16 protein-coding genes and 3 pseudogenes are annotated in these 22,001 nt (G+C 60.9%); 8 read left to right on the top strand and 11 right to left on the bottom strand.

Translation table 11 applies throughout. The annotated features are described in order from the left end of the window. Nucleotide 1 precedes the first annotated feature (1 nt). The 6 genes from WS89_RS18205 (at nucleotide 2) to glmS (ending at nucleotide 8,332) form a co-directional block, all read left to right on the top strand. Nucleotides 2–997: a polymer-forming cytoskeletal protein gene (locus WS89_RS18205; protein ID WP_059502024.1), complete on the top strand. Its 996-nt coding sequence runs from the start codon at nucleotides 2–4 to the stop codon at nucleotides 995–997. Between the two features lie 10 nt (nucleotides 998–1,007). Then, a complete protein-coding gene (locus WS89_RS18200; protein ID WP_059792450.1) occupies nucleotides 1,008–2,021 on the top strand; it encodes a YaiO family outer membrane beta-barrel protein in 1,014 nt (337 codons plus the stop codon). 13 nt (nucleotides 2,022–2,034) lie between these two features. After that, a complete protein-coding gene (locus tag WS89_RS18195; protein ID WP_059792448.1) occupies nucleotides 2,035–2,805 on the top strand; it encodes a hypothetical protein in 771 nt (256 codons plus the stop codon). A 333-nt stretch (nucleotides 2,806–3,138) separates the two neighbouring features. Further along, nucleotides 3,139–5,283 carry a polysaccharide deacetylase family protein gene (locus tag WS89_RS18190; protein ID WP_059792446.1) on the top strand — a complete coding sequence of 715 codons (2,145 nt, stop codon included), beginning with the start codon at nucleotides 3,139–3,141 and terminating at the stop codon, nucleotides 5,281–5,283. 93 nt (nucleotides 5,284–5,376) lie between these two features. Next, a complete protein-coding gene (locus WS89_RS18185; RefSeq protein WP_059792444.1) occupies nucleotides 5,377–6,465 on the top strand; it encodes a hypothetical protein in 1,089 nt (362 codons plus the stop codon). 49 nt (nucleotides 6,466–6,514) lie between these two features. After that, complete coding sequence (gene glmS / locus WS89_RS18180; protein ID WP_059792442.1) at nucleotides 6,515–8,332, top strand: glutamine--fructose-6-phosphate transaminase (isomerizing); 1,818 nt, start codon at nucleotides 6,515–6,517, stop codon at nucleotides 8,330–8,332. A gap of 130 nt (nucleotides 8,333–8,462) precedes the next feature. Here glmS and WS89_RS32725 read toward each other — a convergent pair. After that, nucleotides 8,463–8,621, bottom strand: a pseudogene (locus tag WS89_RS32725) (integrase core domain-containing protein); the annotation flags it as partial. 58 nt (nucleotides 8,622–8,679) lie between these two features. Between WS89_RS32725 and WS89_RS32720 the strand changes: the two are divergent. Next, nucleotides 8,680–9,805 (top strand): annotated as a pseudogene (locus WS89_RS32720) (IS3 family transposase). A 5-nt stretch (nucleotides 9,806–9,810) separates the two neighbouring features. Here WS89_RS32720 and WS89_RS33855 read toward each other — a convergent pair. From WS89_RS33855 to WS89_RS18140, 8 genes and pseudogenes are all read right to left on the bottom strand, one after another. Beyond that, nucleotides 9,811–9,888 (bottom strand): annotated as a pseudogene (locus WS89_RS33855) (DUF2274 domain-containing protein); the annotation flags it as partial. 347 nt (nucleotides 9,889–10,235) lie between these two features. After that, nucleotides 10,236–10,670, bottom strand: a complete 435-nt coding sequence (locus WS89_RS32710; protein WP_257128184.1) for a hypothetical protein — start codon at nucleotides 10,668–10,670, stop codon at nucleotides 10,236–10,238. Between the two features lie 151 nt (nucleotides 10,671–10,821). After that, on the bottom strand, nucleotides 10,822–11,829 hold the full coding sequence (locus WS89_RS33850) for a WD40/YVTN/BNR-like repeat-containing protein (RefSeq protein ID WP_156440570.1): 1,008 nt from the start codon (nucleotides 11,827–11,829) through the stop codon (nucleotides 10,822–10,824). A gap of 11 nt (nucleotides 11,830–11,840) precedes the next feature. After that, a complete protein-coding gene (locus tag WS89_RS34250; RefSeq protein ID WP_179949874.1) occupies nucleotides 11,841–12,872 on the bottom strand; it encodes a hypothetical protein in 1,032 nt (343 codons plus the stop codon). Between the two features lie 15 nt (nucleotides 12,873–12,887). Further along, nucleotides 12,888–13,685 (bottom strand): ankyrin repeat domain-containing protein, encoded by a 798-nt coding sequence (locus tag WS89_RS18155; protein ID WP_059792439.1) that lies wholly within the window; start codon nucleotides 13,683–13,685, stop codon nucleotides 12,888–12,890. A 110-nt stretch (nucleotides 13,686–13,795) separates the two neighbouring features. Beyond that, nucleotides 13,796–14,986 (bottom strand): PAAR-like domain-containing protein, encoded by a 1,191-nt coding sequence (locus WS89_RS18150; RefSeq protein WP_063777027.1) that lies wholly within the window; start codon nucleotides 14,984–14,986, stop codon nucleotides 13,796–13,798. Continuing rightward, nucleotides 14,971–16,263: a DUF2169 family type VI secretion system accessory protein gene (locus WS89_RS18145; RefSeq protein ID WP_156440569.1), complete on the bottom strand. Its 1,293-nt coding sequence runs from the start codon at nucleotides 16,261–16,263 to the stop codon at nucleotides 14,971–14,973. The genes WS89_RS18150 and WS89_RS18145 overlap by 16 nt, the downstream gene beginning before the upstream one ends. 11 nt (nucleotides 16,264–16,274) lie before the next feature. Further along, entirely contained in the window at nucleotides 16,275–18,386 is a 2,112-nt protein-coding gene (locus WS89_RS18140) for a type VI secretion system Vgr family protein (protein WP_059792435.1), read from the bottom strand. Nucleotides 18,387–18,527: 141 nt separating this feature from the next. On the opposite strand from WS89_RS18140, the gene tssF reads away from it, so the two are divergent. Next, nucleotides 18,528–20,405, top strand: a complete 1,878-nt coding sequence (tssF, locus tag WS89_RS18135; RefSeq protein WP_059792433.1) for a type VI secretion system baseplate subunit TssF — start codon at nucleotides 18,528–18,530, stop codon at nucleotides 20,403–20,405. A 1-nt stretch (nucleotide 20,406) separates the two neighbouring features. Here the strand turns inward: tssF and WS89_RS18130 are convergent, their stop codons facing one another. Then, on the bottom strand, nucleotides 20,407–20,979 hold the full coding sequence (locus WS89_RS18130) for a hypothetical protein (protein ID WP_038799237.1): 573 nt from the start codon (nucleotides 20,977–20,979) through the stop codon (nucleotides 20,407–20,409). Between the two features lie 21 nt (nucleotides 20,980–21,000). Then, complete coding sequence (locus tag WS89_RS18125) at nucleotides 21,001–21,378, bottom strand: DUF3592 domain-containing protein (RefSeq protein ID WP_059792431.1); 378 nt, start codon at nucleotides 21,376–21,378, stop codon at nucleotides 21,001–21,003. Nucleotides 21,379–22,001: the final 623 nt, after the last annotated feature.

The following is a 22,001-nucleotide window of genomic DNA, read 5'->3' as shown; positions in this document are numbered from 1 at the left end:
GATGACGACCTTCAATGTGATGGTGCCGGTGGCCGGCGTGCTCACCCTGCCGTTCCTGCCGATGCTGCATGAACTGATCCGGCGCAGCGACGTCGCGGCGCTGCCGATCGGCGACGGGCCGTTCGTCGATCAGGCGCTGCTCGCCGCGCGCTGGCACGACGCGCTGCGCGCGCACGTGGCCGGCACGCCACCGGCGGATGCGTCCGTCGCGCCGCCGTGGCAAGCGCTCGGGCTGGCTGTCGAGCATGACGAGACGATCCATGTCGCACGCGACGCGCATCGCGACGACGTGCTCTACGCCAGCCGCGCGATCACGCTCGACGATGGCGCACGCGCGGCATACGCGTTCGCCGACGAGCACATCGACATCCGCGCCGGCGCGACGATCGGCACGCTCGCGCATGCGCCGCTGATCGACGTCGACGACGCGGTGCTCCGTGGCGTCGTGGTCGGCGACACATTGCGCCTGCGCGGCGCCGGCGGCTTCGCGTGCCTGTATGGCGAGCCGATCGTTTTCGGCGCGGCGCCCCGCGCGCGACCCGCGGACACGCCGCCCGCCCCGCGCCGCGCGGTCTCGCTCACCCGCCACTTCGCATCGCTGCCGCATCGCTTCCTGCACGGTCGTTACCTGCTGCCGTGCGACGTTCGCCTGCCCGCGCACACGGTCGTGCAAGGCAACCTGATCGTCGAAGGGACGCTCGTACTCGGCGAAGGCTGCGTGCTGCGCGGCAGCGTCAAGGCGCATCGCGTCGAACTCGAACGTCACGCGTTGCTGCATGGCGCGGTATTCGCGCGCGACGACGTGTTGCTCGCCAACGCGAGCTGCATCGACGGCGTCGTATCGGCCGGCGGCTTGCTTCGGCTGACGGGTGCGCGCATCGGCGTCGCCGGTCATCCGGTCAGTGCGTGTGCGCGCGACGTCTCGGTCGTCAATCATGCCTGCGTGCATGGCGATCTCGTTGCATGGCGCAGCGGTTGGTTCCACACATCCCGTTAAGGAGCGCCTCATGTCCGATCGCCCCAGCCATCGCGGCCCGCGCGTGCCGGTTGCCACCCTCGCGATGCTGTGCGGCGTCGCCTTCGGCGCGCCCGCGGCGCTGGCGGCGCAGCCGGACGATGAGGTCGCGATGCCGACCGTGCAACCTCCGCCCCCCACGACCGTCATCACGCCACGGCAGCGCGATGAATCGATGTTCGTGCGCGTGGACGCCGAAGGCCTTCCGGACGGTGTGCCGCTCGCCGAGTTCACGCCCGAGGATACGAACCGGCCGCCGCTGCCCGATGCAGTCGTCACACATGTGCAGGCGCCGCAGGCGTCCCACACCGAATTGTCGCTCGGCTATTCGAGCGCACACCTGACGCACGGCTACGGCGACTGGTACGGTGTGCACCTGCGCGGCGTCTATCAGGATGGCGGGCGCACCGTGCTCGGCGAACTGGCGCAATTGCACCGCTTCGGCGAGAACACGCAGCTCGGTGCGCTGACCTACGTGCAGGACCTCGGCCCCGACTGGTTCGGCGGAATCGGCTTTTCCGGCACCACGTCGGGCACGATCCTGCCGAGTGCCCGCGTCGACGTGTCGATCAATCGCAAGCTATTGTCCGATCGTTCGCTGGTTGTGTCGCTCGGCGCCGGCTACGCATGGAACCGCAGCGGCCACCGCGATCAGCTCTATCACGCCGGCGTGATCTGGTATGCATTGCCGAAGTGGATTTTCGAGGCGGGCGCGAACTATACGGTCGATTCGCCCGGATCGGTGAAGGCGCCCGCCTACTACGGCGCCGTCACCTACGGCGAAGTCGGCAAGAGCGTGATCGTGCTGCGCGGCGGCGTCGGCCGCGAAGCGTACCAGGTCACCGGTTCAGGCACGCAGATCGCCGATTTCCGCAGCCACGAGATCACCGCGAAATGGCGCTACTGGTTCACGCGCAAGTGGGGGACGCAACTCGAATTCGTCTATTACCACAACCCGTACTACTCACGAATCGGCGGCGAACTCAGCGTCTTCTATCGCTGGTAACCGGGCGGGCGCCATGCACACGCATCCCGTCCGTCCTCCCGTCGATCGTTCGCTGCGCACCCACGCGCACCCGCAACGCTGGCTCTTGTCGATCGCGCTGCTGACGCCCGCGCTGTACGCGTCGCTGTGGTTCGGATTGCCGCTCGCGTGGCGCTACTGGCGCTCGGTCATGGCGTGGGGCGCGCAGCAGATCGATCCGGCACTTCATGTGATCGTGATCGGCTATCCGCCCGATGCGCCACGCGTGCCGCTGCTGTCGATCGACGTCGCCGCCCGCTGGCCGGGCGGCATCCTGCTCGCCGCCACCGCCGCGCTCTGTGCGACCGGCTTCGCCGCATCTTTCATCCGGCGGACGAACTGGTTGCCCGTTGCATATCTGTTACGTATCGCGAGCTTTACCCAACTGCTGATTTGCGCGTACTTCTGGCTCGCGCCCGGCACGTTCCCGTATGTCCCGCAACTGCATCTGCGCGACATGTTCGTGCTGCACGGCGCAGCGATCGCGCTGGTTCCGCTGGTCATGGCCGCGCTGTACTACCCGCTCGATTTCTCGCTGCCGCAAAAAGCCGTCGCATCGCTGCTGGTGCTCGGCTACTTCGTGTTCGCGCTGCCATTCGTGATGCTGCTGCACGCGACGATCATCCATCACGGCTCGCTGCTGTTCCTGCCGTTCTGCTATTTCCTGCTCGGCGGCCCGCTGCTGATCGGCCTGCTGGTGACGCTCTATACCTACTGTGCAAGCTGGCCCGGCGCGCTGACGCACGATCGCGATTCCGTCTGCTGATAGCGCGTCCAAACGCACCGTATCAGCGATGAAACGATTCCGCCGTGTTTCCGAACGCGCCGCGCGACCCGCATCGCAGGAAGCCAGCAGGACCGGGCTTCCTGCGCCAATGGCACGTTGTTCGCTTCTTCCAAAACGTCGCATCGAGTCCTCTCACCGGCGAAGGCTGCGCGGCAGACCGGCGCATTGGCGCAATCCGGCCGGCGTCTACACGCACCGCTCGATACCCGACGAACCGGACAGCCGCACACACCTACGGGGCTGGATTGGTCGACCTGGCGACACCGCATCCCGGCTGCCGCACGCCCCCATTCCTTGAGCGAGGAGCACACCATGTTGGCAAAGTCAGGCAAGTTCTTGCGGATCCTGTTCGCGCTGTTCGCGCTCGCGTTCGCATTCAGTCCAGGCGGCGCTCGGGCAGCCAGCAACCAGCTTCTCCTGTTGGTGCCCGACACGCTGACGCTGCCCGATTCGCGCGTGTCGGCATGGCTCGACAGTGCCCAGGAGGAAGGGTTGCAGATCAAGGTGATGACCGACAGCCAGTTCATGGCGGCCGGCGCGTCGCTGTCGCAGTATCCGGGCCTGATCCTGCCCGACCAGGTGCATACGACGGCCGACGACACGCTCGTGACGGCGATCCAGAACTATGCGCTGAACGGCGGCAAGGTGATGCTCGTCTACGATTTCGGCGTCCTGAACGCGGCCGGCTTCTACGTCAGCCCGAAATCGCGCTTCAGCAGCATGGTCGGTGTGGACTATGTGCTGTACGACCAATACGGCGGCAACATGATCGGCCTCGGCAACGTGACCGGCATGAGCAGTTGGCTGCGCACGCTCCAGGTGCCCCCCGGCAAGTCGATGGCATGGACCACGGCTTCGTCGTCCCCCACGACGGCGACCGCGCTCGCATCGACGAGCACCGCGGGCACGTCGACGAGTTCGACGTCGACGTCGGGCAGCGCCCTGTTTCTGGCCGCCAGTCCGTCGAATCCGGGTGGCCTCGTCAATTACAACCACGGGGCATGGTTCCAGTACACGACGCCGCCCACGGGCAGCGGCGTGTTGAGCCAATCGCTTCCGAAGCTTACCGGCACCGTGACCGGCAAGCTGAAGAAGACCACGACGTATACCGCCAGCTCGCTCCTGAGCACGTCGACCGGCAAGAAGGCCAATACGCTCGCATCGACGCTGGCCACCAGCACCGACACGCTCGAAGGCATCTCCGGTTACGTATACGGCTTTCTCACCTATCCGAGTTTCGTCACGCAGGGGACGTATACCGGCACGACGATCCTGACTTCACCGACCTTCGGGCTGGTGTCCGGCTACAACACGTACGGCAACGGCGGCGTGCTGTTCGTCAACCTGCCGCTCGCCTACCTCGACGGCCAGACCGACGGCATGCTGATTCACGGCTACCTGCATTATTTCGGCACGCAGATGCTGAACCTGGCGTCGCTGTCGCCGCTGCCGAAGGCAATGCCGGGTCTCGTATTCAACTGGCACTTCTGCGCGGGCGACCAGATCCAGCCGGCGCTTTACCTGAAGAGCCTCGGCGTCTGGAACAACGGGCCGTTCTCACTCGTCATCACGGCCGGCCCCGATGAAGCGACATTCGGCGACGGCAACGGCATCAACCTCGCCAACAACCCCACCGCGCAGAATCTCGTCAAGTATTTCGTGACCAAGGGCCAGCACGTCGGCAGCCACGGCGGCTGGATCCACGATTACTGGGGGGCGAATGCGAGCGAAACGAACGCGAGCACGTTCACGCAGTATCTGGTGATGAACCACCAGGCCGTTCAGGCCGCGACGGGCTTGCCCGATGTCGAGTATGCGGCGCCGGAAGGCAACACGCCGACCTGGTCGGTCAACTGGCTCGAAAGCAACGGCTTCAACGGCTACTACTTCACCGGCCACACCGGCTCGCCGCCGACCCGCGCATACCGCAACGGCGCACTGCTGAACCCGGGCCTGTGGGCATACCCGGTGATGCCGTTCGGCAAGTACGCGACGTTCGAGGAGTTCCAGCAGTACGCGGTGCCGACGAGCGACGTGAACAACTGGTACGCATCCTTGATGAACTTCGTCGTCGCGAACCGCACGAGCCGGCTGATCTACGCGCACCCGCTCGGTGCGTCGTCCTACACGTCGACGTTGTCCGCGATCTTCTCGCAAGCCAATACGCTGAAACTGATGGGTCAGTTCAGGTGGTACACGATGAGCGACATCACGATCTTCGACCGCGCGCGCCTGAACGTCACATGGTCGGCCACCGACACGGGCAGCGGCTGGACGTTCGCCGCCAGCCACCCGACCAGCCTCGCGAACATGACGTGGCTGCTGCCGAAGAAGGGCTTCGCACTGCCGTCGATCACGCAAGGCACCGGCAGCGTCGTCATCACCGACGCGACCTACTGGCTCGTGACCGCGAACGGCGGCACCAGTCTCACGTTCACCAGCGCCAAGGTGCACTGAGCCGCGACATCGACACACCCGCCGGCGCGCGACGCGGCCAACGCCGCACCCGGCGGGATTTGCGCAGGACCACCGCGCAGGAGCCCCCAGATCATGAACCGGCCCGCGCTTTTCCCGGCCGCACGCACACGCGCGGCGGCCACCGCCCGGCTATGCCGCCGGTGGTGCGTCGCCTGCTGTGTCGCCGCATGCGGCGTCGCGCTGCATGCGAACGCTGCCGAACTCCAGCTCAACGGACTCTACCAGCGCCCCGACGGCGCGATCACCGTACGCCTGAACGGCTCCGGCATCGATCCTTATTTCGCGGCGAAGGCGCTGCTCGGCGCCGCCGATGCCGGGCTCGACGCCCATCAGGCCGCGCTCGCATGGATCGCGTGGCTGTTGCCGCGCCAGCGTCCGGACGGCGGTTTCGATCGCTACTGCGTGAAGAACGGCCAGTACAGCGCCTGTGCCGAAGCCGACGCCGACGACGCGATGATGGCGACCTGGATCGAACTCCTCGCCCGCTTCGCGCCGCCCGACGGCCTGCCTGCCGCATGGGAACTCAGCCTCAATCGCGCAGGTGCGCATCTCGACACGCTGCTCGGCAAGCCCACCGGCGTTTACCAGATCTCGTCGACGCTGCACGTCGCGCTGCTGATGGACAACGTCGAGGTGCACAGCGCGTTCCGGGCGCTCGCGGCGTATTACGTCCGGCATGCCGATTACGCACGCGCCGGCCCGTGGAGCCAGCGCGCCGACCGGCTCGCGTCCGCGATCCTGAAGGTGTTCTGGCGCGGCATGCAGACTGGTTTTCGCGCGAGCACGCAGCGCATCAGCGACACGACGTTCTATCCAGCGAAAGTCGCACAAATCTTTCCGCTCCTGTCGGGTATTCAGGTTCCCGAACAATCGAACGAGACGATCTACGCGCAGTGGATGCAGAAGTACGGCAAGACCTGGCTTCAACTCGCCGGATCCGATTATCCGTGGGGCTTGATCGCACTGGTCGCATTCAAGATGAACGACAGGAGCACGGTCGCGTGCTGGCATGCGCGATCGGGCCCGTACCGGCACGGCGCGCACTGGAACGTACTGGAGGAGGCGCTTTACCTGGCATTCGAAAGCCGGATGGCCGACCCGGTCGCGCCCGCTCAATGCGGCTTCACGACGGCGGCGACGACGGAGACCGCGTCGCGCTGATCCACGCGTGCGCACGGTCCGGGGACATCTACAGGAAAGGAGACGAGTCATGTGTGGCATCGTCGGCGCGGTCGCGCAACGGGATATCGTCCCGATTCTGATCGAGGGTCTGCGCCGCCTCGAATATCGCGGCTACGATTCATGCGGGGTGGCGACGGTCGTCGACGGCCAGGCACGCCGCGAGCGCAGCATGTCGCGCGTCGCCGATCTCGACGCCCACGTGCGCAGCGCCGGCCTGACCGGCAGCACCGGCATCGCGCACACCCGCTGGGCAACCCACGGCGCGCCCGCCACCTGCAATGCGCATCCGATCTTCTCGCGCGACGAAATCGCGCTGGTTCACAACGGCATCATCGAGAACCACGAAACGTTGCGCAAGCAACTTTCCGACGCACACTACGAGTTCGACGGTCAGACCGACACCGAAGTGGTCGCGCATCTGATCCACAGCAAGTATCGCGGCGACCTCCTCGCCGCCGTACGCGATGCGACCTCGCAACTGCACGGCGCCTATGCGATCGCGGTATTCAGCAAGCACGAGCCGCAGCGGCTGATCGGCGCGCGAGCCGGCTCGCCGCTCGTCGTCGGCGTGAAGGACGGCGAATGCTTTCTCGCGTCCGACTCGCTCGCGCTCGCCGGCATCACCAACCGCTTCATCTTTCTCGAGGAAGGCGACATCGTCGAACTGACGCCGGGTGGCGTACGGGTGCTCGATCGCGCCGGCGCGCCGGTCGAACGCGCGATACAGACCGTTTCGTCCGCGCAAGGCGTGGTCGAACTCGGGCCATACCGGCACTTCATGCAGAAGGAAATCTTCGAGCAGCCGCAGGCCGTGGCCGCGACCATCCCCGATGCCGGGCTGTTCGATCCCGCAGTATTCGGCCCGGACGCCGCGCGCGCGTTCGAGCAGATCGACAACGTGCTGATCCTCGCGTGCGGCACGAGCCACTATTCCGGCCTGACTGCGCGCCGCTGGCTCGAGACGATCGCGCGCATCCCCGCGCAGGTCGAGATTGCGAGCGAATACCGCTACAGCGACGCACTCGCGATGCCGAATACGCTGGTGGTCAGCGTGTCGCAATCCGGCGAGACCGCGGACACGCTCGCCGCGCTCAAGTATGCGCAGGCGCTCGGCCACATCGACACGCTGGCGATCTGCAACGTGCCGACCAGCGCGATGATGCGCCAGACCGGCTTGCGCTTCCTGACACGGGCCGGCCCGGAAATCGGCGTCGCGTCGACCAAGGCGTTCACGACGCAGCTCGTCGCGCTGTTCATTCTCGCCGTCACGCTCGGGCGGCTGCGCGGCTACGTCGACGACGCGCAGCTCGCGCGCTACACGATGCAGTTGCGGCGCCTGCCTGGCGCGCTCGAAGACGTGCTGGGGCTGGAGCCGCAGGTCGCCCGCTGGGCGGCGGAATTCTCGCGACATGAAAACGCGCTGTTTCTCGGGCGCGGGCTGCACTACCCGATCGCGCTCGAAGGTGCGCTGAAGCTGAAGGAGATCTCGTATATCCACGCGGAAGCGTATCCGGCCGGCGAGCTGAAACACGGGCCCCTCGCGCTCGTCACGCATACGATGCCCGTCGCCACGATCGCGCCGAATGACGCGCTGCTCGAAAAGCTCAAGTCGAACATGCAGGAAGTGCGGGCCCGCGGCGGGCAGCTTTATGTGTTCGCGGACGCCGATACGCGGATCGATAACGGCGAAGGCGTGTCGGTGCTGCGAATGCCGGATTACTACGGGTTGTTGTCGCCGATTCTGCACGTCGTACCGTTGCAGTTGCTCGCGTATCACGCGGCGTGCTTGCGGGGGGCGGATATCGACAAGCCGAGGAATCTGGCGAAATCGGTGACGGTGGAGTGACGAGCGTTTTTTTTGACGCGGCGGATCAGCGGCTAGGGCCATCCACCGCCATCGCGACATGTGTCGCACGCTTCGGGCCGTCGAAGTTGTCGTGTTGGTCTTTGAGGCTGGCCCAATTTCCGTCCCGGTCTTAATTGGAGAATTCCGGCTCTTCGGGGTGGGCCGAATCGGCCCGATCGGTGCACTGGCGGGCAAATTCCGCCGGTGTCATCCACTGCAGCGCAGAGTGAGGGCGCGCCTCGTTATAGTACTCGCGCCAGACTTCGATTTTGCGTCTGGCGTCCTCTGACCTGCTCCCGGCGTTTAGTACGGTGACGGTGTAGAGTCCGTTCCAGAGAGGAACGGCAATGAAAAAGCGATTCACCGAAGAACAGATCATCGGCATCTTGAAGGAAGCCGAGGCTGGCCTGAAGCCGGCGGAGCTTTGTCGCAAGTACGGCATCTCGGAAGCGACCTACTACAACTGGAAAGCGAAGTTCGGCGGGATGACGGTCTCCGAAGCGCAGCGCCTGAAGGAACTGGAGCAGGAGAACAGCAAGCTCAAGCGTCTGTTGGCCGAATCAATGCTCGACAATGCCGCGCTGAAGGACCTGTTGGCCCGAAAGTAGCAAGCCCGCGGGCCAAGCGCGAAGCGGTCCGAATCTTGATGACCGAACGCGCCATGGGTGTTACCCGGGCCTGCGGGCTGGTAGGGATTTCGCGCTCGCTGTTCTATTACGAATCACGCCGCCGAGTTGACGACGAAGCGCTGACTGGCCGGATGATGGCCATCGCCGCGCAGAAGCGTCGTTACGGCTATCGCCGGATTCACGTGTTGTTGCAGCGGGATGGCTGCTTCGCCAACCACAAGCGCATCTGGCGCCTGTACAGCAAGGCGGGACTGAGCGTGCGCAAGCGGCGACGCAAGCGTATTGCGGCTGTCGAGCGCACGCCGCTGCCGTTGCCAACAGGCCCGAATCAGAGCTGGTCGATGGACTTCGTTTCTGACGGGTTGGCCTATGGTCGGCGGTTTCGATGCCTGAACGTGGTCGACGACTACACGCGCGAGTGCTTGGCCATCGAGGTCGATACTTCGCTGCCGGGCCTACGAGTGCAGCAAGTGCTCGAGCGGCTCAAGGAGATGCGAGGCTTGCCCGCATCCATCACGGTCGACAACGGGCCGGAGTTCGCTGGTAAGGTGCTGGATGCATGGGCCTACGAAGCCGGCGTCACGCTGTCGTTCATTCGGCCTGGCAAGCCGGTGGAAATGCCTATATCGAGAGCTTCAACGGGCGCTTCCGCGACGAATGCCTGAACGAGCACTGGTTCGTCTCGATGCGCCACGCCAAGCAGCTGATTGAGGAATGGCGTATCGAGTACAACACCGAGCGGCCTCATAGTTCGCTCGGCTATCTGACGCCTGCGCAGTTCGCCCGCGCGCACGACGCGAAGCAGCAGTTTTTAACCTCGGACTCTAACTGTAGTTCGGACTAAAACCGGGGGCAGGTCATCGTGGCATCGACGGCCTCGCCATATGCCTGCGCGTGCAACGCGGCGTAGCGGTCAAGGTCGGCCCTCGGGCGTAAGCGGCGCGGTCCGACCGTTTCCCGACGCGGATTTTGCTAGCGCACGATAGGCACGTTTAGATTGACGGAGACGGTCAGCTATGCCGAACGCAGCGCGCCCGGCCCATCGCGCGTATGCGCGGGAATTCAAACAGCAAGCGATCAAGGAAGCGTCCGCTCCCGCATCTTCAACTTAGTCCCGTATGCTTCCCAATCAACCCGAGGTTCGGGAAGCAACTCGTGAGCTGCACTCCATCGCTGAATCGCTTCATCGAACTTCGATGCACCACACAAGACATTACCCTGCTCCGAGAGAGCATCTAACTCATCTTGGATTTTCTTGGGAAACCTGGTCATCTTTATTTGCTTCCCCTTGATGCACGCTTCGCGAATTCGAGATACTTCTTATCCTCACCGGAAAATGGTCTGCTTCCAAATTGCTCATACAGCGGCACAAAAAATTCCGCGGATTTATCTAGATCACCGGCTTCGAAATACACTGTTCCGCTGAGAAATCCGATTATCGGATCCGGGCCGGTTCCGGAACCGTACGCCTTCTTCACTTCTTCCAACCAGTGGACAGCCTTATCAAACTGTTTAGTATTGCGATAAAAAACGACGAATCCGCGTGTCATCGATTGCGCGAGATCATATTGTTCTCTAGGCTCGGGCAAAACCTCCCACGCTCTAATGAAACTTACCTCAGCGTCAGCAATTTCCCCCTTCCTCCACGCCTCCCGACCAGCGACGCCGTAAGCGTATATGTCTTTGATCAGATCTTCCGAGGGCTTCATGACTTCAACCTTACGCAACGATGCACAACCTCGATGTCACAGACAAGAACTCTCGAATGACCTCACGTCATAGATCACATTAATTCAATATATGTTCATGATCAATTCTTCCGAGAGCCCCGAGGTCGACGATATGCAAACCTACCCAGACTCAGGGACTATTGTGAGGATTTTCGAATACTTCCCACTGTACCCCGTCGTATCGGGCCAGCCTTCGAGACGCTAACACCCATAAAACACCATCCTTCGCCTCCACGGTCGAAATACCGTCCAAGGAAAACTTGTCGCTAACCATCAACCTTTGTGGTCCATTTTCATCGAGCTCATAGATGCCGTCGCCGGCACCGATGAAGAGTCGATCGTTAAACCACGCCAGCGAATAAAAGTCCGTACTGAGGCTCTTCCGGGCCACCGCACTAAAACCGGTCTGAAAGTTGCCTTTTAGCAAAGTCCCTTTGCTTCCGGCGACCCAAACGCTATCGGCCGAGACTGGCATGACACAATTGAGATGAGCTGCTGTTGCTTTTGGCAATTTTGTCCAGCTCGTGCCGTCAAAGAATGCCATGTATCCATCATTACCGACGACATAGATAGATTTCTCATCGAGACCGTTGATGTCGATGAGACCGATCGTTTCGTCGGCGGATTTGGTCAATGCCGCAAGTAACTCGCTTGGGTCTTCAATGCCACCAATGTCAACTTTCTTCTGGAGAAGCTGGGCATCAACATGTGCCCAGCCCGCTGAGTCGCGCTTATAGACTTGGCCACCATATCCACAAACATAAAGGTGACCATCAATTTCTCGAATACGCGTAACGTATCCGTAGTTGGGTGACGCCGGCTCTAGGCCAGCATCCGCGATTTTCTCGATTACCGAACCATCCCGACTGTAACTTTCGACATCTCCCTGCTCACTCAGTGCATAGATCTTGCGAACACTATTGGGAGCGGGATTTGGGTAGCAGGTTGACACAATACGCCACGCAGGAAGGTCATGGTAGAACCATTTGTCGGCCGTTTGATGTTGATAAAACACCATCCGCGAAACAGGAGTGTCTTCCGTAGCCTCCAACTCGTCCAAAGTGCTGGACAGATAGAACATGTCTCGATTAATTGCGCAACCAGTGCCGAATGTCAGCTTCGTTTTTTGCTTCGCCATAAAAATCTTCCTCAGAAGTCGCCTGCCCCAGTCTTCATCTGCTCGGCAAAATCCTTCAATTCCATACCCTTAGTTAAGCCCCCCGTCGGATCGGCACGGACCTTGAAGTCTGGCCCCATGCCTTTCAATTGATGGTACGCCCGAAGCTCAGCCATAATTAAAGCTGGATTACATTTTGTTACCGCTGCGACCGACGCTGCTCCTGCCGCCTCTAGTTTCCAGAGTTCAGTCGTACCCGGCGGATTGCCCTTCAAGCCCAATGCCAACTCCGCTGCATCGTACAATGCGTGCGCCTTACCATGCTCGGTTGTCGGTGTACGATCCTTGCCCTCTAAACAGATCACCAAACCGTCGCCTTCTGAAATGCCTCCAGGAATCTGACGACGCTCAGATCCTCTGCGCGCCCCCGGTAAGCGAAAAGCTCGGTCTGCCACGACATGGTGTCCGGTCTTTCCTTCCGCTTTGCAGGTATCTGGCTGGTAGGGACGAAGATTGCAGCGACCCTTACCCTTGATCTTACCGCCGTCTTTTCCGCCATTCGAAGCGGCTTCCTTCTCCGCCTTCTCCGCGGCTTCCTTCTCGGCCTTTTTAGCGGCTTGCTCTGCGGCCTGTTTAGCTTCCTGCTCTGCCAATTGCTTGGCTTCTTTCTCGGCGAGTACTTTCGCTTCTTGCTTCGCTAGTTGCTCCGCAGCTTCCTTGGCCCCCAGCTTTGCCACGCCCTTTGCCCCGTACTTGACAGCTTTTCCGGCCGTGCCTAAGCCGGGCACAAGGTCCGCAATGACTGAGCCACCGGAAATAGTCGCCTCCGCCGTGTTGCCTTCGGCCGCGTAAATCAAACCGTTCGCACCGTCGAATATGGCGCCAACTTCCGGGATGGCCCCAAGGACATCCAGTCCGGTGTGAACGTATCCCACTGCCTGACTGAACCATCCCGCTTCCGCCGCTGTTTCAGCCACGACAGGTGGATTGGCCGCCGACGCAGCAACACGCGACATGGCCGTTTGTCCGTAGAGCCTACCGACGGTGTTCCCTTGATCGCTCACGATATGCCCCGCGCCTTATTTTTGGCTCATCTGTTCTCGAACCTTCGCCGGCGGGTCGGGCGGAAACTTCGCCCCTTTCGCAATCATCAGCGCGCGCAGACGCTCGAATTTTTCCAGGCGTTCCTTGCCCTCGGGCGACAACCCTGGTGCGGGAGGCGTCTGTGTCGTTCTGACCGGTTGCCCATCCTTATCCAACGAGATGTCGGTGACCGTGGCCTGCTTGGCCTCCGGTTGGAGTGCGTCGATGTCTTTCTGCACGGAGTAGGCCACGCTCACGCCGTTCGTCGTATGGGCGTTGACATCGGCACCATGCTCAACGAGAAAAATCGCAATGTCCGGCTTGGCGACGTCGAGCGCGGAATCCAGTGCGGTCCCGCCAATGCTGTCGCGATGATTGATGTTTGCGTGATGTTCGACTAGCAGTTTTACTCGTTCCATCGCGCCGTTGCCTTCCATCGCTCGCTGCAACAGACTCGTGCCATCGCTATCGACCGTATCCGGCGACAAGCCCCCATCGAGCATGGCCTTCAGGTAGCGAGTGTCTTCATTGGTGATCGCGAAGTACATCGCGCTACCCAGCCCCTCCACAATTTGAGCGTCCGGCTTTGAACCATGCGCGATCAGTTCGCTGATCGCGGGGAAATTCTTGGTCGAGATGGCAAACCAAAGCAACGTCATCTCTTGTCGCCCGGGCTTGTTCACGTCGATCCCGGACAACGCCGATTTCAGTTGCGCAACGTCGCCATCGCTGATCGCCTTGGCAGCAGACAGATAGCTGCCGTCAAAATACTTGCTGGGTGAGTTCGCGCTCATATTGCATCCACTTACGATGATTGTTAGTGCAGAGACAGCGGCTAGAGCCATCCACCGCCACCGCGCCGTGTACCTCACGCTTCGGGCCGGCGAAGTTGTCGTGTTGGTCCTCAAGGACGAGTCTCCTGAACGATCGTCGCCTGATCGGCTGTTTTTTGTGCTTCGATGCCATCGATGACCTGGTTCATGCCATGGCGTGCGACCGCACCACCCGTTCCCGGAAGGATGTGCGGCGTGCCTACAGCTGTAGGCATCATGCCGTGACTGCCTTCCTGAACCTTCGTCAGGATCTCGCCTTCCACGCGGTACGCCTGAATATCGGATGCCACCGGCGTCCCGCCATAGCGCGCTACCGTCGCCGGATTGAGGCCAGCTGCGTTGAACGTGGTCGCAGCCAAGCCACTTGCGCGCGATGCGGCAGAACCCATGCCGCCGCCGAGCGAATGCCCCACAATATCCACATCGGTTCCACTCTTCTCAAGCGCTCGCCCGATCTTGACTGCACGATCGTAATAGGCCGAGTTCTTATTGGCCCCTTGAGCGATGTTATTGGCCCAGTCGGACCATTTGTATTTGTCTGTTCCCTGAAAAACCACCTGCGTCTTGAAGTCGTTTCCGAAAACTGCCGGATCGGGCTCGTAAACCTGCGCACGAAAGTTTGTTCCCGGTATCGAAAAATCGTTGGGCTTCAATTTGAACTGTGCCAGCTTCGCTGGGTCGCTACTGACGTTCGTCCATCCCTCTGGCGCCGCCTGCCCCGGGTGGTAAACGTTCTCAGCCAAACGCGCCTTTTCGACGGCTGTATTGTTTTGCTCGAAGCGATTTGCCGCCGCTTCGAGTTTGCTCCGCTCCGGTCCCGGTGGCATCGAAGCAGCCTTCTCCCGTGCCTCGGCAATCTGGGCCTTCCGACCACGCCAACGGGCAGCCTTTGCTTCCTTGCCGACGTAATTGCCGTTCATCCAGAACTGATCGCTGTGACGCACGACCATCTTGCTCTCGACCCGGACGGTCTTGCTATGGTCGATAGGCCAGCACTTGGCGCCAACGGTTCCGCTTTCGACTCCATGTGCCACACCGGCCTGATCGCCGATCGTATCCGGCGCGAAACTCGAATCGAACCGCACGATCGGATTCCCGTTCGCAAAGACCGTCTTCGACGTCATCTGACTGTCGCCAAGGCTCGCCGTGACGGGATAAGGTACGGGCGGCGTGCTACTCCCCATGGGGGTTTTGCATACGTCCGGCATCATCGACACGATGGTCCACTGGCCATCCTTGCGAGCCATTACGTTGTCTGCCACGCGTCCTCCGGTTCGCTGGTTGTTTTCGGGACAGCCATTCGCAGCAGAGGCGCATGCCGATCGAGTTCGAAACGTGCCTCGCACACGCGCACCGCCGGCTGCAACGGAAAAACCGCCCGCCATGTAGCCGATACGCGCATTTCCTCGGTATCGATGAAAAGTGTGTCGAGCTTCATCTCGAGTGGCACGATTTCACCGCTCTTGAAGCGAAGCGCCACAAGGGCGCGATGCCCCGGAAGCCTCGCACGCAAAAAGCCTGCACGCGTGTGCTCCGGCGGCGCGAGATTGGCAAGCTCGAAGGCGAGCCCCGGCGCAGGCCATTCGATCTGCTGGTCTGCCGGCGCACCATTCCAATAGTGAAAGTCGTGATCCATCGGATGGTACGGCCATCGTGTCTTATGCCAGGTCTCGTCGTAAGTCCCGGCAAACTGCAAACGCGGTGTCCAGGCGCGACCGACAATACCCAATCCGACAGGCGTCGTCGCGTAGCTGGCTACGACCTCTTTCATCTGCTTGGCATCCAGCCCCGAAGCGGGGTGCTCGGCAACGTCGAGACTGGTTATCGGAATGTCCCATGCTTCTATCTGCGGCGCCGGAATTTCGGCAATCTTCTGCAATGGTCCTGGAATCGATGATGCACACAACGAAGCGACGACCGACTTATGGATCGCCCGATCGAGGAAGCGCTTCTCGACCCAACCGCGGCCCAGCGGGTTGGTGAAGCAGACTTCGTTCAGCTCAAGATCCGCGCTCGCCCCCTTTGCGCTCTGCGCAAGGGCGACGCGGCTCGTGCCGCCGTATGCCTGCTCCCAGCGTACCGGAACAGCTCGTGTCGGTTCAGGTTCACCGAGCTTCCACCCGCGCCAGCCCTTCGTAAACGAGCGCGGCCCCGTTACGCGCAGTCCTTTGTCGATGACCATCGTGCCAGCATCGAAGACCCGAACGCGAGCGGGCCACGAAGCCGCAGGCGTGCCATGCGGGGCGTGTGCCGTCGCACGAACAAGGACATCACACTTTGGTTTGAACGGTGCGAGATCGCTTTCCCATTTCACACTGCTCTTACCCGTTTCGCCTTCGTATTCGTCTGCCATTGCCAACGGGACGGCATTGTCGCCGCTCAGCAGCACGCAACGATGCGTATCGCCATCGGCGTCGAGCGACTGCGCCGGCTCAAGCCGATACGCCGCCTTGAGCGCCACCACGTGGATTTCGTTGCCCGGCACGTCGACGGCACTAAACGACATCGCATGCAGCGGCGTAAGGTTGCGGAATTCCATCACTGTCGCGCTCAGTTCAGATCGACGGTCTTTCCATCAACCGTCACCGCGTCGGAACCGAGAATGTCAATGCTCGTCCCGCTAATCGTGATGTGACCGCTGCTTTCCAAAACGATCGACGCTTTACCGGTTCGCAGCTCAATGCGATCGCCTGCAGTAACCGTGTAGGTCTTGCCCACCATCGTGGTTTTCGACAGACCGACTTCCTCAGCACTGGCAAGGCCGGCCGCAGTATTGATTGCGCCTGCTACCGTCACCGTATACGCGCCGCCCACGGTCAGTGCTTTCGCAAGCCCTACCGTCTCCGTGGACGTCAGTGCAATCAGAAGATTCTCCATCCCCTCGATCGTCTCGTTCCGGTTGCCGCCGACCGTCAGCGTCTCGTTGTTGCCAACGGTCTCGGTGCGATCCACCCCAACGTGAATCGTCTCGTTGTTGTCGACCGTTTCCGTACGATCGTGGCCGACGTGCACAGTCTCATCGTGATCGATGTTCTTGGTGCGGTCGTTACCTACCCAATGCGACTCGTCGTGCTCGACCTCGATACGCTGATCCTTCTCTGCGTGAAGCCAGACCTCTTCCTCGCCCTTCTTGTCCTCGAAGCGAATCGCATTGGCCGTGTTGACGTTGCCGGTCTTGGTCGAACGCGTCAGAATCCCGCTCTGTGTCGCGTTGGCTGGCAACGCCCACGGCGGCATGTTCTGGGAGTTGTAAACGCGCGACGTCACAAGGGGACGGTCCGGATTTCCATCCAGGAAACTCACGACCACTTCATCCCCGATTCGCGGGATCTGAATCATCCCGAAACCGCTGCCCGCCCACGGCTGGCTCACGCGCACCCAGCAGGAGCTCCCTTGGTCGCGTTTGCCGAGACGATCCCAGTGGAACTGCACCTTCACCCGGCCGAGGCTATCCGTATAAATCTCCTCGCCTTTCGGCCCTACGACGATCGCAGTCTGCGGCCCGACGATCGTCGGACGCTCGCCCTCGAACGCCGGACGGTACGGAATTTTCTTGCGGATGCAGGTGAAGCTGCATGAGTACGCCGAAGTCGCTTCACCGGGCTCATAGTTGTTCGTGCCAGTGTGCGAGACAGTCAGCAACAAGAATTGTCGGTCTTCCTGTTTGGTACTGGCGTGATCGTAGTGGTCGTCCAGTTCGAAGTATCGGCACGGCATCATCCGCCGCCCCGTCGTCACCCCGACGAACGTCTTGCTGTGTGCAGCCAGCGCTTCCGTTCGGAAGCGCGCGAGCTCTTCACCTCGATCGCTGTCAGCGAAACCATGCTCGCCGAGGTAGTCGTAGATCTCGTAGGACGGTACGTCGCCTTGATTGACTTCCGTACCACCCGACACGAATCGCCGGGCATGGGGAATTTTGTAGTCGAAAGTTTTCAGTCCGACCGTGTCCGGTGCAAGCTGACGCTGCGCTTGAAACGACGTGACGACGGCAAGATTGTCCATCGCCTCCCCCTGGTTGTATTGCAGCGATGGGCTGCGCCCGTCGATCGGCTTCGCGGTCACCGAGTTATCGGCAATGATCAGCTTGTGCCCATCCTTCGCATGCTCGAAGTAATAGAACAGGCCATCCTCTCGCATCAGCCGTTCGACAAAGGCTAGATCGGTTTCCCTGTACTGCGTGCAATAGCTGCGATTCTGCGTTCCCTTCGAGAGCCGAAACTCGAACGACGCGAGCTTGCCGTACTCGCGAAACACGCGCGAGAGAATCGCCTCTGTATTCTCTTCCTGAAAGATCCGAATATCCTGCCGGCGAGAGAGCATCCAAAGCCACGGCAGGATCGTTGCGCTATACATCGCAAAACCGCCATCGGTATCCAGATGCGAAAACGCCGCGACGTATCCGTGGAAGTAGCGTTCTTCGGAACTGGCGAGCGCATCGGTGAGCTGTAACGTAATTGTCACGGGCTGTCCGATCAGCTTCTTCAGCTCGATATTCTTGTCTTGCGACGCGAGCCGGACATGTATCTCGAAATTCTGAGATAACCCCTCGGTACAATGGAAATCGACGAGTACCAAATCCGATCGACCTTTCAAAGGCGTTTCAATCGTAAACAGGCGATTGCTCTGGAGCTGGAAGAAGCTCGCAATTTCGGACATTTGCATATGTAGCCTCGGAATCTCTCAGCGGAGGGGGCAGATTTTTGTTGGCGCGGCCATTTTAATATGTCCTCGCATCATTTGGACTAGATGTCGGCCCCGGGAAAACGGGGACGGGTTATCGCGGATTTTGTTTATTTGCGACGAATGGACCACCTGCTGTCACACTACGAACGTGAAGTCGGACTGCTTGCACGCAGTCTGGCGGACTTTGCTCGACGCTTTCCGAAGATTGCAGCACGCCTGGGCATGTCTGGCGGCCACGTCGAAGATCCGCACGTCGACCGAATGGCACAGACGTTCGCGCTGCTAGCCGCCCGTGTCGATGCGAAGCTCGATGACGACTACCCGCAATTCACCGAGGCACTTCTCGAAATTGCCTATCCGCAGTATCTGCGCACGGTCCCGTCGTGCGCGATTGCCTCGTTCGACCCATCGGTTCTGTTCGGTCAGCTTACCGAACCGCTGACGATCGCGCGCGGCACGATGCTGGACGCCAATGCCGCACCGTGTCGCTTCCGTACCGTCTACGACGTCACGTTGTCGCCATTGCGTATTCACTCGGCTCGCTATTCGCCAGCGACGCTTGCACCAGCAGCGGCGCGCATCCCGGCGGAAGTGACGGGGATCGTTTCGATTACCTTTACAAGCGAATCCGCGTCGCAAGCATTCGATGACGCCATTCCATCCGCCCCGGTGCGGCTACATCTGTCCGGAGAGCGGCCGCTCGTCGCCGCGCTTTCCGATACGCTGTTGCTTCGCGCATCGGCCGCCTACGTGGAGGTGGACGAAAGCGGACGCTGGACCCGCTTGCCGAAAGTCCCCATTGAGCCGGCTGGCTTTGCCGATGGCGAGCGCTTGTTGCCGAACGAGGATGACACGAGCGCACAATCGTTCCGGCATCTGATCGAGTATTTTGCCTTCCCCGAGAAGTTTGATTTCGTCGACATCGACCTGGGTCGAATGCGTCGCGCCGCGCGCGCCGAAGCAGCTCGACGACTGACGCTTCACATCGCCGTGCAAGGCACCGCCCATGATTCCGGGGCCGCTCAGATCCTGGCAACGCTGAACATCCGCACGTTCCGATTGTTTTGCACGCCGGTCGTCAACCTGTTCGAACGCGCGGCATCACCTATCCAGCTAACCAGTAGTGATGCCGCCTATCCGATCACGCCGATCCCTATGGCAACCGGCATTCCGTTGAGCATCTATTCGGTCGAAGCCGTGTATCTAGGCGAGCGCACGAAATCGGACGCAGACAAGGCCGCCATCGCATCACACGCGGCACCGCGCACGCATGTGTGGCCGTATCGTGCATTCAGTCACGCGCGGCCCACAGATTCGTCTGCCATCTATTGGCTGGCCTACCGAGATCCGGAAGCCATGCCGAACGAACCGCTGGCGGAATTGCAACTGGCGTTGGTCGACTTAAAAGGTCAAACTGCTCATCCGCGACACCCTCAGGTCGATGTCGATGTACTGGCAACCAACGGAGCCATGCCGTCCCGGTTGCCGATCGGTGCGCCGGACAGCGATCTTCTGTACGAGGGTTCGGCGTTGGCGTGCCCGATCATGCTGCTCTCCCGCCCCACCTTGCCGACTGCCTTGCCGCGTGGCGGTGTACTTTGGCGCGTCCTGTCGGCACTGGCGCCGCATCCGCTCGACCTGACGCGGACCGGACTACCCGCGCTGAAGGAGTTTCTCCGTTTCCATGCTCCGCGTTCCAGCGTGGTTGCCCAACGTTGCATCGACGCGATCGTATCCATCGACTACAAACCGGCGATCAGGTGGATGTCTCTCGACAATCACTTCCCGTCATTCGTTCGCGGTGTGGAGATCCTGCTTTCGTTCTCGGAGGCTGCGACACGAGATGTCAGCCTGCATCGGTTCTCGGCCGTCATGGACCGGTTCTTCGGCCCGTACGCTCAATCAAACAGCTACGTTCAACTCGTCGTGTTATCGGCCGAGAGCGGCAAGGAGCTTTTGCGGTGCGCGCCGCAGCCCGGCACGCAACCGTTGGTCTAACTCAGTGAACATATCCGGCAAGAATCCCGATACTTCCCCCGGCCTGGAAGCCGACCGTTTGCCCACGCATGATCAACACAGCCGGCGCCTCCGAAATTGCTCGTTGGAGCAGCCAACTAAAGCCGGGGCCTGACAATCCAGCCGCGAGCAATGCAGGATTCATGCCGAGCAACATTGCATCACCCGCCCAGCCATAAATCGCCGACAACGACCCGTCGACGTAAATCGTTCCGCCCTGAAAATCCGATCGCGACAGTTCAGTACCGCGAAACGCGCTCGTCATGTAGATACTGCCGTAACTCGGAAAGTCCAGTGTGGAGCCCGCCGCCCCAACGCTGCGGCCCCGAATCGGCGGCAGCTTGATCTCAGGTGTCGAGAACCTCGGCAATTTGATTTTTGGGATCTTCAGACCCGCGCCGATCCCGACGCCGACGCCACCGTAGTAGAAGCTCTGATCGTGCTTCTCAGGGTCCGTCAGTATGATCGTGCCGCCCGTTGCCATTACGATCTCAACGCTCAGACCGCCGCCTGCCCCGGTGTTATAGGTCCACTTGCTCAGCCTCAGAAATGACATGCCCGCGCCCCAGTGATCTGGTTATTGTCGTGACGGAAGGTTGATCAGCCCACAAACGATAAAGCCCAATCCGAAGACTGCGAAAAAGACCGCGTTCCCCCAGATCGCATCGAACCGATCGATTCTCGCAGTCGGAATCGGATTCTCGGCAAGATAGCGCACCTGCGGTCGATCGCCGACGGCCATTTTTGACACGATACCGCCTTGCGGATACGAAACGTGTTCGCCTGACTTGGTTATGAACTCGATTTCAGGGTGATAACCGCCCGCGTTCAACTTCACCACTTCGCCCGGCACCATGATCGACGTCCGCATGAATTCACGCGTCAGCTGAACGTTTATAGCCGCTGCGATCAAAAAGCCAACTCCGATCACGACAAAGGCTACGACTTTGTACATAAATGTGCTCGCTCGTCAAATAGCAGCCGGGATGATACACAACGCGAGCCCGGAAGATGGGACTATCCCACTGCATTCCAGTGCCTCAAGAGAGTGCACGTCGGAACGCACAACCGGCGCGCGCAACAAAAATAACCTTGTCTATTCTCACGCTATGTCCGCGACCGAAAACTCATAACTCCGCACACGATCGCGAACGCCGCCATGATGGTAAAAACGATCGGCGAATCCCAGATCGCGGCGAAGACATTCATCGTTGCGCTGCCATCGGGATCGTCGGCTTGGTATCGCACCTCGACTCGCTAACCGAGTTCCACTTTCGTGACAATCCCGCCTTGCGGATACGAAATCTGCTGTCCTGTCTTGATGGTAAATTGAATCTCGGGAGGGTATCCGCCGACATTGAGCTTAACGACGAGGCCCGGTACCACAATCGATGTTCGAAGAAATTCTCTAGTCGACTGTGCGCTGATTGCAGCAGCGACAAGAAGGACCCACCCTAATCACAATGGCACTGATGCCCTTGAACATGACGCCCTCGTTTTCATTTCTTACAATTATTCGGGCGCTCCATGCTGATCGTATCAGCCTGCCAAATTCTAAAACATCCTCACCTGAACGCC

This window comes from Burkholderia sp. MSMB1072, assembly GCF_001524725.1.
Classification (GTDB): Bacteria; Pseudomonadota; Gammaproteobacteria; order Burkholderiales; family Burkholderiaceae; genus Burkholderia.
The sequence above is the reverse complement of the archived record's forward strand: the minus strand, read 5'-3'. Positions and strand labels throughout refer to the sequence as shown.

What these genes read in the sequence shown, in the direction of transcription:
- WS89_RS18195 (WP_059792448.1), top strand. Translation starts at nt 2,035, where the DNA reads ATGCACACGCATCCCGTCCGTCCTCCCGTCGATCGTTCGCTGCGCACC.
- WS89_RS18185 (WP_059792444.1), top strand. Translation starts at nt 5,377, where the DNA reads ATGAACCGGCCCGCGCTTTTCCCGGCCGCACGCACACGCGCGGCGGCC.
- WS89_RS18130 (WP_038799237.1), bottom strand. Translation starts at nt 20,979, where the DNA reads ATGTCATTTCTGAGGCTGAGCAAGTGGACCTATAACACCGGGGCAGGC.
- WS89_RS18140 (WP_059792435.1), bottom strand. Translation starts at nt 18,386, where the DNA reads ATGCAAATGTCCGAAATTGCGAGCTTCTTCCAGCTCCAGAGCAATCGC.
- WS89_RS18155 (WP_059792439.1), bottom strand. Translation starts at nt 13,685, where the DNA reads ATGAGCGCGAACTCACCCAGCAAGTATTTTGACGGCAGCTATCTGTCT.
- tssF (WP_059792433.1), top strand. Translation starts at nt 18,528, where the DNA reads ATGGACCACCTGCTGTCACACTACGAACGTGAAGTCGGACTGCTTGCA.
- WS89_RS18125 (WP_059792431.1), bottom strand. Translation starts at nt 21,378, where the DNA reads ATGTACAAAGTCGTAGCCTTTGTCGTGATCGGAGTTGGCTTTTTGATC.
- WS89_RS32710 (WP_257128184.1), bottom strand. Translation starts at nt 10,670, where the DNA reads ATGAAGCCCTCGGAAGATCTGATCAAAGACATATACGCTTACGGCGTC.
- WS89_RS18190 (WP_059792446.1), top strand. Translation starts at nt 3,139, where the DNA reads ATGTTGGCAAAGTCAGGCAAGTTCTTGCGGATCCTGTTCGCGCTGTTC.
- WS89_RS33850 (WP_156440570.1), bottom strand. Translation starts at nt 11,829, where the DNA reads ATGGCGAAGCAAAAAACGAAGCTGACATTCGGCACTGGTTGCGCAATT.
- WS89_RS18200 (WP_059792450.1), top strand. Translation starts at nt 1,008, where the DNA reads ATGTCCGATCGCCCCAGCCATCGCGGCCCGCGCGTGCCGGTTGCCACC.
- WS89_RS18205 (WP_059502024.1), top strand. Translation starts at nt 2, where the DNA reads ATGACGACCTTCAATGTGATGGTGCCGGTGGCCGGCGTGCTCACCCTG.
- glmS (WP_059792442.1), top strand. Translation starts at nt 6,515, where the DNA reads ATGTGTGGCATCGTCGGCGCGGTCGCGCAACGGGATATCGTCCCGATT.
- WS89_RS18145 (WP_156440569.1), bottom strand. Translation starts at nt 16,263, where the DNA reads ATGGAATTCCGCAACCTTACGCCGCTGCATGCGATGTCGTTTAGTGCC.